We start from the raw sequence: 15,801 nt of genomic DNA, 5'->3' as shown, positions 1-15,801 counted from the left end.
ACCTTTTTCTGCTTGTTTTTTAATCGCTTCTAAAACTTCGGGATGGGTATGACCCAAAATTGCGGGACCCCAAGAATTGATGTAATCGATATATTGATTATCGTCAACATCGGTCATATAAGCGCCTTTGGCAGATTTCATGAAAATGGGTACACCGCCGACAGATTTAAAAGCACGAACGGGAGAATTCACTCCGCCCGGAATATATTGGTAGGCTTCATCGAATAAAGCGGAACTTCTTTGATAATTCATTTTTTTGTGAGTAATAGGTAATAATTAATGAGTAATAATTGATTGTGGATTATTCAATTAAGACCTTGGTTTTTTAATTTGAAGATAAATAAGTTGTCCGGATTTTGGTTGTTGACCGAAATCCATTCGGTTTTTTGCGTATAATTTTTTTAATTTAATTCCGAATTTTTGGGCAATATCGTGCATATTTTCTCCGTCTTGCGTTTTATAAGTGGCGATATTTCCGCTCGAAGATTTAGATTCTAAAAAAAGGATTTCATTTTTCTTGATTAAGCTTCCATCGAGTTCGTTCCATTTCATCAAGCGGCTTTCGGAGATTCCGAATTTTTTAGAAACCGAGGCAAGATCTAAATCTTCTGGAATAATCACGAATTTCATACCGTCATTTGGATGGCTTTTAATTAAAATAGAATTCAGTGTTTCCGCTTTTGAAACAATTTGATTTCCTTTTATTTGTTGTTTTACGTAGGTAGCTTTTTCAGATAAAACTGTTGTGGTTAAGGGTTTTAAAGGAGTTTTGCCTTGATCCAATTGCGCCATAAAAATACGATCATTTTTTAAATCAGGATACATTTTCAAAATCGCATAAAGCACTTCTTCGGAATTTGTAGTGTCGAATTCGTACAATCTGTTTTTTTCTATTTTATCAATTAAAATGTAAGCATATTTCGGATTGGTCGCATAGCCCGCTTTTTTCAAACCATGTGCCCAAGCTTTATAATCGGTCATTTCGAGTTTGAAAAGGTTCACATAATAAGGTCGATATGCCAAAAATTTCGAATGATCTTCGTAAGAATCTCTCGGATCTTCATACACTCGGAAACATTCATTGGGAGCGTCATCCGTGTGTTTCATGGTTTTTCCAGTCCAATCTTCTTTGCATTTAATTCCGAAGTGATTATTGCCTTGTTGTGCCAATCTACTTTGTCCGCCACCGGTTTCCAAAAGTCCTTGTGCTAAAGTAATTGAAGCCGGAATTTTATATTTTTCCATTTCCTCAACCGCATATTTTGCAAATTTCTGAATATATTGCTCATCGGTTTTCCAACCTTGCGCATTGAATTTCGCAAAAAAGAGGACTGCAAAAACAAAAACTATTTTCTTCATATTTTATATTATTTTAAACCAAATCAATTTCAATAGATATTGATTTTAAGATTCAATCATTGATTCAATCTCGGTTTTTCTTTCTCAACAATTCGTTGGCACCCAAAATCCCTTGTAAACCACCGGTATGAAAAGCCAGAATCTTGCTGCTTTCTAGAAAGAAATTTTCTTCTACAAGTTCGAAAATTTTCCTCATCATTTTTCCGGTGTAAATTGGATCGAGCTGAATTCCAAACTTTTCTTTAAAGTCATTGATAAAACGAATATTCTCGTTGGTTATTTTACCATAACTTCCGTCGTGAGCCTCAAAAAGTGTAAAGTTATTCCTTTCCGTAAATGCTGAAATTTTCTCATTTAAGGAAATATCATCAACAACTTTGAAACCTAAAACTTTCTGATTTTCTTCTGCAAACTTCGAAATTCCAGCGATTGTTCCACCAGTTCCAACTGCGGCGCAAAGATAATCAAAACTTTTTGTTTCAAAACTCAGCATGTGTCGAATGCCTTCCACAGCGAGTTTGTTGGTTCCGCCTTCGGGAATAATCAATGCGTTAGGAAATTCTTTTTCTAAAGTTTTAATTAAAGGCTCTTTGTTTCTATAGATTTCTCGGGTAACAAATCGGAAATTCATTCCGTTTTCGCTGGCAGATTTTAACGTCGGATTTTCTTGCCATTTATTTTGAATTTCTTCACCGCGAATAATTCCTAAAGTTGTTATTCCAATTTTTTTTCCTAAAGCTGAAACCGCCGAAATATGATTTGAAAAAGCACCACCAAAAGTAATGATAAAAGGATCCTCAGGACTTTTATCTAAATAATTATTAATGTTATAAAAGAGTTTCCAATATTTATTTCCGGAGATTTCGGGATGAACGAGATCTTCTCTTTTAACAAAAAGCTGAATGTTTTTCTTTAAAGGAATTTCGATGATGGGAATTAAAATTTCGGGGATTTTCATTGGTACAAATTTCGGGGAAATAATTGGAAAGATTCTTTTTAGATCCAAATAATATGAGGCAATTCGTATAAAACTATTAATTCTAAAAGTAAAATAGTAAAGATTTCAGATTTGAAATATCAGACTTATGTAGATTACGACAATCAATATCAAACACTTACTCAAGTTCCTATAATTTAAAATAACTTCTACGTCATCGATTATTATGAAACGAACTTTTTAAATTAAATCTTAAAAAAATTAACTTTCTTTTAAAACACTGTCAGAAACAAAATCCTTAAATTTACGTCATGAAAACCTTTGGCAGAGATTTACTCACAAAAATACAAGACGCAAAACTTCAGGGTGAAGCCGCTCACGAAATTTATTCACCTCCTTACCGACCGCTCTATTCTTACGACGAAATTTTAAATAGAAATCCAAAATTCGCAGCGGTAAATATTTTATTATATTTAAAAAACAACGAATGGTATCTGCCACTCATTGTTCGCAGCGAAAATGAGCGCGATCGACACAGCGGACAAATTTCTTTACCCGGTGGAAAAAAAGAAGATTTCGATCCTAATTTTGCAGCAACTGCCAAACGCGAAACTTCTGAAGAAGTAGGAATTAATGAACACTATATTAGAGTTATTCGGGAACTTTCGCCGATTTATATTCCGCCAAGCAACTTTTACGTGAAAGCGTTTGTTTCTTACACCAAAAAAAATCCTGAATTTATTCTTCAGGAAACCGAAGCAGTGGAGTTGATTGAATTCCCGATTTCCTCTATTTTAAATTTGGATAGCGAACCTGAAATGAGAATTTTACCAAACTCGCATGGTGTGAAAGTTCCGGTAATTGATTTCAACGGCTATATCATTTGGGGCGCGACTTCGATGATATTAAGCGAGTTTAGTCAGTTATTGAAAAATTTGTAAATTTGCAGATTATGTTAATTAGATAATGGCCAAGAAAAATATTTTCACGGATGCCTTTGGTAATCTGTATTTCCTGAAAAGATTAATCATTTTTGTTTTAGGAATGGTTTCCTACAGAAGGTTCAATGGTTTTAATAAATTGAAGATTTCTGGCACCGAGAACTTGATCGATCTCCCAGATTCCAATGTGCTTTTTGTCTCGAATCATCAGACTTATTTTGCAGATGTTGCTGCGATGTATCACGCTTTTTGTGCGGTGAACAATGGCTATTTAAATTCCATTAAAAACCCAATTTATCTTCTTAATCCAAAAGTTGACTTCTATTACGTTGCGGCGGAAGAAACTATGAATAAAGGCTTCATGACTAAGATTTTTAAATTAGCAGGAGCCATTACCGTAAAAAGAACTTGGCGTGCAGAAGGACACAATGTGAACAGAATGGTAGATTTATCGGAGGTGGAAAATATTATGAAAGCCCTCGACAATGGTTGGGTAATTACCTTTCCACAGGGAACTACTTCGGCATTTGCACAAGGTAGAAAAGGAACGGCCAAATTGGTTAAAAGCCAAAAACCAATTGTGATTCCAATAAAAATTAATGGTTTTCGACGCGCATTTGACAAAAAAGGTTTGCGGGTAAAAGTAACTGGTTGTAAACCAACTATGGAATTCAAACCTGCGCTAGACATTGATTATGAGAAGGATGACTCTCGTACTATTATGCATAAAATCATGGTTGCTATAGAACAAACCGAGGATTTCAACGTTCTACATGATTACGACGAAGAGCGCAAAGCACAGAAAACTGAAGTTAAAAACCAATAACAATCCTTATGAAAAAACTAATTTTTGTCTTTCTAATAATGGTTTTAGCGGGATGCAGCAATAATCAAGATAAATATTATGATTTTGATTATAGTTTTGCACGAAGTGGTGGGATTTCTCCTATTTATGAAAATTTACTCATTAAAGGAAATAAGGTTCATTACTCATTTGAAGGGCAAGGAAAGAATATCAAAAAAGAATTTGTTATTTCTAATGAAGATTTACAAAAAATCGAGAATACACTTACTCAAAATAAATTTGCAAAAATCCAAGAGGATTATAAAAAATTATACGATAATATTTCTGTTGAAATCAATGTTAAAAAAGGAAATAATGCTGGCAGCAAAAGTGATGCTTCTTTAATAATGCAAAAAAATCAACAGCATTGGGACAAGATTGTTAGTGCTTTTCAGCAAATAATTGACAGCAATATAAACTCCAAATCTTAAAAATAATTCGACCAGACCGATGCAAAATATCCTTGAGGAATCTAAAAACAAAACCAGGGTTCTTGTTCTAAGCAGCCAACCGTCTGTAACCCAATTATTAATTGAAGTTCTTAATTTTCATGAAAAGGATTTTGACTTTTATTTAGACAACGGTGTCTTTAATAATTCAGATAACGATTTTGTTATTCTTGAAACTTCTGACCTGGAAAAAGCCGCTTTTTTTGAACCGAATATTGTTTTAATTACTTCCGAAATATCCGGCGAACAAACAGTTCAGGTTATTGAAAAAATTACGCCTGGTGGAATTTTAGTATATAATTCTAACCTCTCTGAAATTGTAGAACAATCACTCAACTTCTTTCGAAAATTAGAATATTTGGGAACTGCTTTTTCAAAATCCAATTCTAATTTTACGCTGCAAACCAATATTGGGGAAATTCCTATTTCATCTTCTGACGAAAATTTAATTAAAAATATCGACGGTGTAAAATTACTCTCTCAGCAGTTTGGGGTGATGGAAGAAGATTTCTACGAACCTGTGATGAGTTTTGAATAGACAGATCGGTGTTTCAATATCCTTTTCTAAAAGTCTGAAAAATTCATTAAATTTATCGTTCTAAAAATGTAAAAAATGAGTTATCAGCAATCCGGAAAAATTCCTCAAAAAAGACATACTGTTTTCAAATCACAGGATGACAAATTTTACTACGAACAACTTTTCGGTACGGAAGGATTTCACGGTATTTCTTCTTTATTATATCACATTCATAGACCAACACAGATCAAATCAATCAGCGAACCGAAAGATGTAAGTCCGAAAATTGCGGTTGCCAAAAACGTTACTCCAAGAATGTTCAAAGGAATGAATGTTTCTCCGGAGAACGATTTTCTGGATAGTAGAAAAATTTTATTGGTGAACAACGACCTGAAACTGGGACTTGCAAAACCTAAAAAATCAACCGATTATTTTTATAAAAATGCAGAGTGTGATGAACTCCTTTTTATTCACGAAGGAAGTGGGACGCTGAAAACTTTTCTGGGAAACCTTGATTTTTCTTACGGAGATTATCTCATTATTCCGAGAGGAACAATTTACTCAATCGAATTTAAAGATGAAAAAAATACGCTTCTTTTCATCGAAAGTCACTCGCCAATTTATACTCCAAAACGCTACAGAAACGAGTTTGGCCAAATGCTGGAACACGCTCCGTTTTGCGAAAGAGATATGATTGCCCCCACTTTTGTAGAACCGATCGACGAAAAAGGAGAATTTTTAATTAAAGTAAAAAAGGAAGATCAAATCTGGGATTTCATTTATGCCACACATCCATTTGATGTCGTTGGTTGGGATGGCTATTTTTATCCTTATAAATTCAATATTAAAAACTTTGAACCGATTACTGGCAGAGTTCATTTGCCACCACCAATTCATCAAAATTTCGAAGCACATAACTTTGTGGTTTGTTCGTTTGTGGCGAGAATGTATGATTACCATCCGCAGGCGATTCCGGCGCCGTACAATCACTCGAATATCGATTCAGATGAAGTTCTGTTTTATACAGAAGGTGATTTTATGAGCCGTAATCATATTGATTTAATGGATTTCACCTTACATCCCGGCGGAATTGTTCACGGGCCACATCCAGGAGCGATGGAAAGGTCAATAGGCAAAAAATTTACCGAAGAATTTGCAGTAATGGTCGATCCTTTCAGACCTTTTAAAATTACCGAAGAAGCGATGAAAGTAGAAGACCCTTCCTACAAAACTTCTTGGTTAGAAACCGAGGATTCTTCAGTCGAAGATCGCAGCCAAGAATAATTTTTCTTATGACTTTTATCAAAACTGATTTTCCTCATTTCAAATCTGAAATGAAAGAATTACTTTTGAGAAGTAAACAATAGCAATTAAAAAACAAAAATATGATTCAGTATGTAAGCGCCGAAGAAGCGGTTTCATTAATAAAAAGTGGTGACCGAATTTTTTCTCACGGGAGCGCATGTACTCCAAATCTCTTGATTACGGAATTAGCCAATCAATCGTCTCGCTTAAGAGAGGTAGAATTCGTTTCGATTACGCAGCAGGGAAATGTAGAAGTTGCCAAACCACAATATAAAGATAGTTTTTATATCAATTCATTATTCGTTTCTACACCTGTTCGGGAAGCGGTAAATTCGGATCGTGGTGATTTCGTTCCTGTTTTTTTAAGTGAAATCCCAATTTTATTTAAAAGAGGAATGCTTCCGCTTGATGTAGCAATGATTACCGTTTCGCCACCAGATGCTCATGGATATTGTACGTTAGGAACTTCTGTAGATGTGGCCAGAAGTGCGGTAGATACTGCAAAAACAATCATTGCACAAGTTAATCCCAGAATGCCGAGAACTCATGGTGATGGGATGATTCATTATTCTAAAATCGATAAAATGGTTTGGCATGAAGAAGAATTGCTAACCGTTGATTACGGTGCAAAAGTTGGTGCAGACGAAATGCTGATCGGTAAAAATGTGGCAGAATTAATCGATGACAGATCAACTTTACAAATGGGAATTGGAACTATTCCAGATGCTGTTTTAAAATGTCTTCATAATCACAAAGATTTAGGTGTTCATACTGAAATGATTAGTGACGGAATTGTTGATTTGGTCGCAAATGATATCATTACCAATAAATACAAAGGAACCCATCTTAACAGAACCATTACCAGTTTCGCCTTCGGAACCAGAAAACTGTATGATTATATTAATGATAATCCATCTTTTGAATTTATGGATGTGGAGCATGTGAACTATCCAATCAACATCATGAAAAACAATAAAATGGTTGCGATTAATTCAGCCATTGAAATTGATCTGACAGGACAAGTTTGTGCAGATTCTATTGGAACTTATCAGTTCAGTGGAATTGGTGGTCAAATGGATTTCATGCGTGGTGCAGCACTTTCTGACGGTGGAAAACCAATTATTGCAATCTCTTCCCGAACCAAAAAAGGCGTACCGAGAATTGTTCCTTTTCTAAAACAAGGTGCCGGAGTGGTAACGACCAGAGGGCACATTCATTATGTGGTAACCGAATTTGGTGTAGCGTATTTATATGGTAAAAACCTTCGTCAGCGCGCAAAAGCATTAATTGAAATTGCCCATCCTGATGACAGAGAAATGCTAGATGCCGCCGCATTTGAACGATTTAAAGCATCACGTTAATAACATTTTATTTATTGAAAATTCCCAATCTCTGTTGGGAATTTTCATTTTTATTAAAGATTATCGAAAGGGTCAAAAACTGTTTTTTTCAAAAATTTATTTGAAAATACAACTTAATAATTTGAATTTTTCAACTCCTAAAATTTTTGTAATTTGGCAAAACTAAAAAAAACAATAAAAATGTCAACACTTACATTTGCTGAAAAGATCGCACAGGCGGAAAATTTTTTACCAATTAACGGAACAGACTATATCGAATTTTATGTAGGGAATGCAAAACAAGCTGCTCATTTCTACAAAACGGCTTTCGGTTTTCAATCCTTAGCCTATTCTGGACCAGAAACCGGAGTTCGAGACCGCGCTTCTTATGTTTTACAACAGGGAAAAATAAGACTTGTTCTTACTTCTGGTTTAAATTCTGACTCACCAATTTGTGAACATCAAAAAAAACATGGTGATGGCGTGAAAACATTGGCACTTTGGGTGGATGATGCTTATTCGGCTTTTGAAGAAACTACAAAACGAGGCGCAAAGCCTTATCTTGAACCACAAACTTTAACCGATGAACACGGCGAAGTAAAAATGTCGGGAGTTTATACTTATGGTGAAACCGTTCACATGTTCGTGGAAAGAAAAAATTATTCTGGTGAATTCATGCCAGGTTTTCAAAAATGGGAAAGCGATTACAATCCTTCCGACGTAGGACTTTTATACGTTGACCATTGCGTAGGAAACGTTGATTGGGATCGAATGCTTCCCGTGGTAAAATGGTATGAAGACGTAATGGGATTTGTGAATATCTTAAGTTTTGATGACAAACAAATCAACACCGAATATTCTGCGTTGATGTCTAAAGTAATGAGTAACGGAAATGGATTTGCGAAATTCCCAATCAATGAACCAGCAGAAGGAAAGAAAAAATCTCAAGTTGAAGAATACCTCGATTTCTACGAAGATGAAGGCGTTCAACATATTGCAGTAGCAACCAAAGACATTATCAAAACCGTTACCGAACTGAAAGCGAGAGGAATAGAATTTTTACCAGCCCCACCAAACACCTATTACGAAATGGTTCTGGAAAGAGTTGGACAAATTGATGAAGACCTCAAAAAATTAGAAGATTTGGGAATCCTGATCGATTGCGATGAAGAAGGTTATTTGCTTCAAATCTTCACCAAACCTGTAGAAGACCGCCCTACTCTTTTCTTTGAAATCATAGAAAGACATGGCGCACAAAGTTTTGGAGCTGGAAACTTCAAAGCATTATTTGAAGCATTAGAAAAAGAACAGGAAAAAAGAGGTAACCTATAAAACCACCTTTTATGTTCGAACTCAATTTGAACTAAAAACACTTCCATGAAAAAAATATTCGCGCTTTTTCTTTTTATTTCAGCATTGGGATTGAAAGCACAATATGGCAATGCCAATATCATTCTTAATCTCCTGGAGCAAAAAAACGGAATCAATAAAAATTTAGACCACGTCAATATCGACGATGTTAAATTTGTTTTAATTAAAGATTTCGATGATCATACCGAAAGAGACTTTGTCATTATTAAAGGAAATCAAGCAACATATGTAGAAGTTTTTGATGATAAGCAAACTGGCGAATCTTCGTCGAATGTTTTCTCTGGTGATATCGTTCGGTCGAAGCATCAGATTATTTCTCTTCGAGCAGACAAATTAGAAGGAAAAAAAATCCCCATCGCGATGACCAAAACTTTCCTAATGACTAAACAGAAAGACATTCTTTATCTCATTGACTTCAATTCCAAAGAAAGATGGATCGAGGAAAGTGCCATTAACAAAAAATAAATAGCAAACAAAATAAGGTTCAAAGTAGAAATTAATTCTTTGAACCTTTTCTTTAATTTAAAAATACTATGAAATCATTTATCAAATATCCTGAAAATTCAGATTTTTCAATTCACAATATCCCTTTTGGTGTAGGGGTTTTTAATAAAGAATATATTGCTTGCTGTTCGCGAATTGGCGATCAAGTTATTGATTTAGCAACGCTTTACGATTATGGTTTTTTTGATGAAATTGAAGGCATTGATGAAAACATTTTCGAGGCTTTTACTTTAAATGAATTCATCGAACTAGGAAAACTGGTAACAAAAGCGGTCCGATTAAAACTACAAGAATTATTGCATCAGGATTCAAAATTGGCTGGCGATACAAAAACAATTGAGGAATGTTTTTACGACTTTAATGAAGTGCAAATGATGATGCCAATTCACATACCAAACTACACCGATTTTTACAGCAGCATCGAACACGCCACCAATGTTGGGAAAATGTTCCGCGATCCAGCAAATGCACTTCTTCCAAATTGGAAACATCTTCCGGTTGGTTATCACGGTCGTGCTTCTTCTATCGTAGTTTCCGGCACAGAATTTCATCGTCCGAAAGGTCAAACGAAACCTGTTGGCGAAGAAAATCCAATTTTTGGATCTTCTAAACAACTTGATTTCGAATTAGAAATGGCATTTATCGTGAATAAAAATACCGAAATGGGCGACAGTATTTCTACTGCCGAAGCTGAAGATGCTATTTTCGGAATGGTGCTCTTTAATGATTGGTCGGCAAGAGATATTCAAAGTTGGGAATATGTTCCCCTCGGACCATTTTTGGGGAAAAATTTCTGCTCTACAATTTCACCTTGGGTGGTAACCTTAGAAGCTTTAAAACCTTTCAGAACTGATTCTCCAAAACAGGAACCTGAAGTTTTAGATTATCTAAAATTTGAAGGACAACAAAATTTTGATATTAATCTTCAAGTTTATATTCAACCAGAAAACGGAAAGGAAAATTTAATTTCAGAAAGCAATTACAAATTTATGTATTGGAATATGTTGCAGCAATTGGCTCATCACACTGTAAATGGTTGTAACGTGGAAGTTGGGGATCTATACGCTTCTGGAACCATTTCTGGAACTGAAAAAAATTCTTTCGGCTCCATGCTCGAATTAACTTGGCGAGGAACTGAACCCTTGCAATTATCAGATGGAACTGAACGGAAATTCATTAATGATAACGACACGGTAATTATGCGAGGTTACGCTGAGAAAGACGGAATGCGAGTTGGTTTCGGAGAAGTGTCGGGAAAAGTTTTGGCTGCGAAATAGTTATTGATTTGCAAAAGACAAAAACATGAAAACAATCTCTCCAAAAGACCTCAACAACTTCCAACTACAAACGCTTTTGCAGACGGCGATTGCACCACGACCAATCGCTTTGGCATCAACGATTGATCAAGACGGAAATGTAAATTTAAGTCCGTTTAGTTTTTTCAATATGTTCAGTTCTAATCCGCCAATTGTGATTTTTTCGCCGGCGAGAAGAGTGCGCAATAATACCACGAAACATACTTTAGAAAATGTTCTAGAAGTTCCGGAAGTGGTAATTGGCATTGTCAATTTCAAAATTGTGCAGCAAATTTCTTTGGCTTCCACCGAATATTCGAAATCGGAAAATGAGTTCATCAAATCGGGGTTAACGATGAAAAATGCCGATTTGGTTCAGCCAAAATTAATTGAAGAATGTCCCGTTAATTTGGAATGTAAAGTTCTAGAAATAAAACATTTAGGAACAGAAGGCGGCGCAGGAAATTTAGTGATTTGCGAAATTATTAAAATTCATGTTCGGGAAGAATATTTGAATGATGATGGAAATTTAGACCAAAAGAAACTTGATCTTGTTGCAAGGTTGGGTGGAAATTGGTACTCCCGAAACAATGAAAATAATTTGTTCGAAGTTCCGAAACCTTTAGTAACAAAAGGAATTGGTTTCGATTTGTTGCCCGATGAAATAAAATTCAGCGATATTTTTACAGGAAATGATTTGGGAATGCTCGCCAATATAGAAGACTTACCGACGGGCAATTTCAGTTCTGATGAATCGATACACATTGAAGCACAAAAACTACTTCACCATCATCAAATTGAAGAAGCGTGGAAAATTTTAGCAAAATAAAAGAGCGAATTTTTTCGCTCTTTTTTTATTACTCATTTTCTTCTTTAATACTTAAATCATCATTCAAATCAGGATTTAATTTCAAAGCCTTTTTATGCTGATTATTTCTTAATTTAATGTTTAAAACTTCCACCAATAAACTGAAAGCAAGACATGAATAGATAATGTTTTTACTCACATGTTGATGAATTCCTTCCGCAACTAGCATCACACCAATCACTACTAAAAACGCAAGCGCCAACATTTGCAAACTTGGGTATTTATTGATAATTGCAGAAATAGGACCGGCAAAAGCCATCATGATTCCGATTGAAATTACCACTGCAATAATCATCAACATCACATTATCGACCAAGCCAATCGCTGTAAGAATAGAATCCAGGGAGAAAACCATATCTACTAAAATAATCTGTATAATCACCATTGTCATTAAGGATGAACCAGCAGATTTCGGTTTATGATTCTCATCGTGCAACTGCATTTTTCCGTGAATTTCGAAGGTACTTTTACCAATTAAGAAAATTCCTCCGAGCAAAAGAATAAGATCTTTCCAACTGAGCGACAAAGCCAAATCAGTTCCTGGTTCTTCCAAAAACGGTAAAGTTAATATAGGTTCTTTCAAACCGATAATCCAGTTGATCATTAATAATAACCCCACCCGGAAAACCATCGCAAATGTTAACCCGATATTTCTGGCAAACTTCTGTCTGGCTTTTGGTAATTTATCGGAGATGATGGAAATAAAGATGATGTTATCTACGCCGAGAATAATCTCTAAAAAAGTAAGCGTTAACAAACTGATCCATATTTGCGGTTGTGCAAAATCTGGAAATTCGAGCACCGACAATAACATCATAAATTAAAATTTTGGTCGGTAAAACTACCAATATTTAATATGAGCTAAATATTAACTTTTATTCATATTAAAATTTAAAATACAAAAAATTCACCTTGGCGAATCTTAAAAAATAAAAAGCATATTTGTTCTTAAAAATTTAATCTCCTTAATGTTGAAAAAACATTTAAACAAAGTGTGCTTTAATAAACCTGATCATCGTTGATGTTGCCATTTCTAAATCTTGCGGAAGTTGATTTCCCGTCCACGGTTCTTTGGCACCAAAAGTATGATTTGCCTTTTGGATCAGAACCAATTCCGAAGTTTTGCACCATTCATTCAGCAGAAACGCTTCTTTTTCCTTTATCGCTTCATCCTCTGTTCCTTGAATAATCAGAAAAGGCTTTACCAAACTTTGCGCAGCACGCTGAATATCGAACCTCGTTTCATTATTTTTGAAATCTTCAAAAAACTGAAAATAATGCGGCATATTCTGGTTTGTTCTTTTGTTTTCAGAATACATTACGCCTGCATTTTTCCATTCTTCAAAACGATCTTTTGTAGGAAAACGGTATTTAAAACTGCTCACTCCAGCCAAAGAAATGAGCACTTTCACTCGATCATCTTCAAATGCTTTAATCACCGAAATCCCGCCGCCACGGCTGTGACCAATGATTGCGATTTTATCTTTATCGATATTCGGATGGTGATAAAAATGATTCAAAACCTCATCATAATCCGACATTTCTTTCGAATAATTATTATTTCCAAAAGCTTCTAAATCGGCAAAATCGCTGGGTTGATCTATCGTTGTTCCATTGTGCGAAAAATTAAATTTTACAAAAAAGAAACCAGCTTTCGCGAATTCTTCTGCCATCAAATCCCATGCGCCCCAATCTTTATATCCTTTGTAACCGTGTGCAAAAATAATGAGTGGCAGATTTTTTTCGTTCTCCAAATAAAAAGCATCAGCCAAAAAACTCCGAGTTTCAAGGCTTTTGATAATGATATCTTTTTCGATATTGAGTTTCATAATTGAAGATATCTAGAGGATCAAACTTGGAGTAATCTCAAATTTAAGAATTATTCATTTTGAAAAATCTTCAATTTTAAACTCTTTTATTGCCATTTCCAGAAGTAATTAATTTAACGCATCATCAATTCATCTCCATGTAAAACCAATCTTGTTTCTAAATTATTGGTAAATAATCCGCCCGTTCCCAAGCCTTGCGAAATTTTTGGGGTTTTAGTAAAAGTATATTGCGCAATCGCATTCAAGCCGATATTGCTTTCGAGGGCAGACGTAATCCACCAACCGATTCCTTTGTTTTCGGCGAAAGCAATCCACTCATCCGTACCGGAAAAACCTCCAACCAGTGATGGTTTCAAAATAATAAACTGCGGATTGATCTTTTCTAAAAGTTCTTTTTTGTCCTCGAAATTTAAAACGCCAATTAATTCTTCATCCAAAGCAATAGGCGTTGGAGTCGTCTTACAAAGTGCAGCCATTTCATCGCTATTTCCTGCCTTAATTGGTTGTTCAATAGAATGAATTCCTAGATCCGAAAGTTCCTGTAAAACAATTTTAGCTTCTTCAAAACTGAAAGCCCCATTGGCATCAACTCTTAATTCTAATTCCTCTTTCGGGAATTTTTTCCGAAGTTTTTTTAGAATTTCTTTTTCAGACTTCCAGTTTGCACCGATTTTTAATTTGATGCAATGAAATCCCTGATCAAGTTTCTCTTCAATTTGTTGCTCCATGAAATCGGCATCGCCCATCCAAATCAAACCGTTGATTTTTATAGAAGAATATCCTTCTGAAAAATCACTTGGGAAATAGATATCGCTACCGTTTTTCAGATTCAACATTGCCTGTTCATAACCAAACCAAATGGAAGGGAAATGAAGCAATTCTTTTCGAAGAAGTTTTTTGTTCTCATTAATATTATCGCAAAGCCATTGTAGCATTTCTTCATACTCGGGAACATCTTCGAAACTGAGTCCACGGAAAATTCCACATTCTCCAATTCCTTTCTTATCACCATCGGTTATTTCTAGAAAATAAGTTTCCTTGGATGTTAGAATACCGCGGGAAGTTCCACTGGCTTGTTTGAATTCTAAAAAATATTGTTTAAAAGTTGCTTTTTTCATAAAAAAAGTCAGAGCGTGCTCTGACCGAATTAGATTGTTTTTATTTCTGTTTTATTTCGCAGTAGTTTCTCTCATGAACTCTTCTGCCTTTTCTACCATCTCATAACTTCCGCAGAAAAACGGAACTCTTTGATGCAGTTCGGTCGGCTGAATTTCCATAATCCTTTGGAAACCATCTGTACATTTTCCGCCTGCTTGTTCAGCCAAGAATGCCATTGGGTTGCATTCGTATAAAAGTCTTAGTTTTCCGTTGGGTGACTGCGAAGTCGAAGGGTAAATATAGATTCCACCTTTAATCATATTTCGGTGAAAATCAGAAACCAAACTTCCGATATATCGCGAAGTGTATGGACGATCTTCTTCTTCTCTTTGACAATATTTAATATAATCTTTCACTCCTTGTGGGAATTTAAAATAATTTCCTTCATTAATAGAATAGATTTTCCCTGTACGAGAAAACATCATGCTCGGATGAGAAAGGTAATAGGTGCCTAAACTTGGGTCAAGTGTAAAACCATTTACCCCATTTCCGGTCGTGTAAACAATCATCGTTGAAGAACCATAAACCACGTATCCTGCGGCAATTTGATTCACTCCTTTTTGCAAAAAATCTTCTAATATCACTGGAGTCCCAGGTTCGGAAACTCTTCTATAAATCGAGAAAATGGTGCCTACAGAAACATTAACATCAATGTTTGAAGAACCGTCTAAAGGATCAATTAAAACTACATATTTGCTCAAATGCGCATTGCAACTAGCCTGAATCTCGATAAAATCATCATTTTCTTCCGAGGCGATTCCGCACACAACTTCTCTTTGTGATAATGCTTCAATGAAAATTTCATTGGCAAGAACATCTAATTTCTGTTGCTCTTCCCCTTGAATGTTTTCATTTCCGGCTTTGCCTATGATGTTAGCAATCCCAGCTTTGTTTACTTGGCGGTTCACTACTTTCGATGCCAATCGGATGGCGCTTAATAGACGAGAAAGCTCCCCTGTGGAATACAAAAAATCTTCTTGTTTGTCGATGATGAATTCACCAAGAGTTTGGAACGACTGTTCTGACATTATTTTGCTTTTTTGGTTTTTACAAATTTCGTAAAATTCTTTCAATTGAACAGCAT

Annotated in this window: 17 protein-coding genes; 10 read left to right on the top strand and 7 right to left on the bottom strand. The window is 35.3% G+C overall.

Annotated elements, in window-relative coordinates:
- The 3 genes from WBY99_RS03560 to WBY99_RS03550 form a co-directional block, all read right to left on the bottom strand.
- A partial coding sequence (locus tag WBY99_RS03560) for an aminotransferase class III-fold pyridoxal phosphate-dependent enzyme (RefSeq protein WP_423974962.1) occupies nt 1–252 on the bottom strand: 252 nt, incomplete at its 3' end.
- Between the two features lie 57 nt (nt 253–309).
- Nucleotides 310–1,359: a glucosaminidase domain-containing protein gene (locus WBY99_RS03555; protein ID WP_423974961.1), complete on the bottom strand. Its 1,050-nt coding sequence runs from the start codon at nt 1,357–1,359 to the stop codon at nt 310–312.
- Nucleotides 1,360–1,423: 64 nt separating this feature from the next.
- Nucleotides 1,424–2,317, bottom strand: coding sequence for a 1-aminocyclopropane-1-carboxylate deaminase/D-cysteine desulfhydrase (locus WBY99_RS03550; RefSeq protein WP_423974960.1), 894 nt, complete (start codon nt 2,315–2,317; stop codon nt 1,424–1,426).
- A gap of 290 nt (nt 2,318–2,607) precedes the next feature.
- Between WBY99_RS03550 and WBY99_RS03545 the strand changes: the two genes are divergently transcribed.
- The 10 genes from WBY99_RS03545 (at nt 2,608) to WBY99_RS03500 (ending at nt 11,691) form a co-directional block, all read left to right on the top strand.
- Nucleotides 2,608–3,237 (top strand): NUDIX hydrolase, encoded by a 630-nt coding sequence (locus tag WBY99_RS03545; RefSeq protein ID WP_423974959.1) that lies wholly within the window; start codon nt 2,608–2,610, stop codon nt 3,235–3,237.
- A gap of 25 nt (nt 3,238–3,262) precedes the next feature.
- Nucleotides 3,263–4,063 carry a lysophospholipid acyltransferase family protein gene (locus tag WBY99_RS03540; protein ID WP_423974958.1) on the top strand — a complete coding sequence of 267 codons (801 nt, stop codon included), beginning with the start codon at nt 3,263–3,265 and terminating at the stop codon, nt 4,061–4,063.
- Between the two features lie 8 nt (nt 4,064–4,071).
- On the top strand, nt 4,072–4,512 hold the full coding sequence (locus WBY99_RS03535; RefSeq protein ID WP_423974957.1) for a membrane lipoprotein lipid attachment site-containing protein: 441 nt from the start codon (nt 4,072–4,074) through the stop codon (nt 4,510–4,512).
- Nucleotides 4,513–4,531: 19 nt separating this feature from the next.
- Complete coding sequence (locus tag WBY99_RS03530; RefSeq protein ID WP_423974956.1) at nt 4,532–5,068, top strand: hypothetical protein; 537 nt, start codon at nt 4,532–4,534, stop codon at nt 5,066–5,068.
- A 75-nt stretch (nt 5,069–5,143) separates the two neighbouring features.
- Nucleotides 5,144–6,331, top strand: a complete 1,188-nt coding sequence (locus tag WBY99_RS03525; protein ID WP_423974955.1) for a homogentisate 1,2-dioxygenase — start codon at nt 5,144–5,146, stop codon at nt 6,329–6,331.
- Between the two features lie 101 nt (nt 6,332–6,432).
- Nucleotides 6,433–7,713 (top strand): acetyl-CoA hydrolase/transferase family protein, encoded by a 1,281-nt coding sequence (locus tag WBY99_RS03520; protein ID WP_423974954.1) that lies wholly within the window; start codon nt 6,433–6,435, stop codon nt 7,711–7,713.
- 180 nt (nt 7,714–7,893) lie between these two features.
- Nucleotides 7,894–9,024 (top strand): 4-hydroxyphenylpyruvate dioxygenase, encoded by a 1,131-nt coding sequence (gene hppD, locus WBY99_RS03515; RefSeq protein WP_423974953.1) that lies wholly within the window; start codon nt 7,894–7,896, stop codon nt 9,022–9,024.
- Nucleotides 9,025–9,069: 45 nt separating this feature from the next.
- A complete protein-coding gene (locus tag WBY99_RS03510) occupies nt 9,070–9,528 on the top strand; it encodes a hypothetical protein (RefSeq protein ID WP_423974952.1) in 459 nt (152 codons plus the stop codon).
- Nucleotides 9,529–9,596: 68 nt separating this feature from the next.
- Entirely contained in the window at nt 9,597–10,844 is a 1,248-nt protein-coding gene (fahA, locus tag WBY99_RS03505) for a fumarylacetoacetase (protein ID WP_423974951.1), read from the top strand.
- 25 nt (nt 10,845–10,869) lie between these two features.
- Nucleotides 10,870–11,691, top strand: coding sequence for a flavin reductase family protein (locus WBY99_RS03500; RefSeq protein ID WP_423974950.1), 822 nt, complete (start codon nt 10,870–10,872; stop codon nt 11,689–11,691).
- A gap of 28 nt (nt 11,692–11,719) precedes the next feature.
- On the opposite strand, the gene WBY99_RS03495 is transcribed toward WBY99_RS03500, so the two are convergent.
- The 4 genes from WBY99_RS03495 to fbp form a co-directional block, all read right to left on the bottom strand.
- Nucleotides 11,720–12,547 (bottom strand): TerC family protein, encoded by an 828-nt coding sequence (locus WBY99_RS03495; protein WP_423974949.1) that lies wholly within the window; start codon nt 12,545–12,547, stop codon nt 11,720–11,722.
- 166 nt (nt 12,548–12,713) lie between these two features.
- Nucleotides 12,714–13,559, bottom strand: coding sequence for an alpha/beta hydrolase family protein (locus WBY99_RS03490; protein WP_423974948.1), 846 nt, complete (start codon nt 13,557–13,559; stop codon nt 12,714–12,716).
- A 113-nt stretch (nt 13,560–13,672) separates the two neighbouring features.
- Entirely contained in the window at nt 13,673–14,677 is a 1,005-nt protein-coding gene (gene menC, locus WBY99_RS03485; protein ID WP_423974947.1) for an o-succinylbenzoate synthase, read from the bottom strand.
- A 51-nt stretch (nt 14,678–14,728) separates the two neighbouring features.
- Entirely contained in the window at nt 14,729–15,745 is a 1,017-nt protein-coding gene (gene fbp / locus WBY99_RS03480; protein WP_423974963.1) for a class 1 fructose-bisphosphatase, read from the bottom strand.
- Nucleotides 15,746–15,801: the final 56 nt, after the last annotated feature.

The sequence above is a fragment of the Kaistella sp. genome, assembly GCF_049588135.1.
Taxonomy (GTDB): domain Bacteria; phylum Bacteroidota; class Bacteroidia; order Flavobacteriales; family Weeksellaceae; genus Kaistella.
This window is presented reverse-complemented; position numbering and strand designations above follow the sequence as displayed.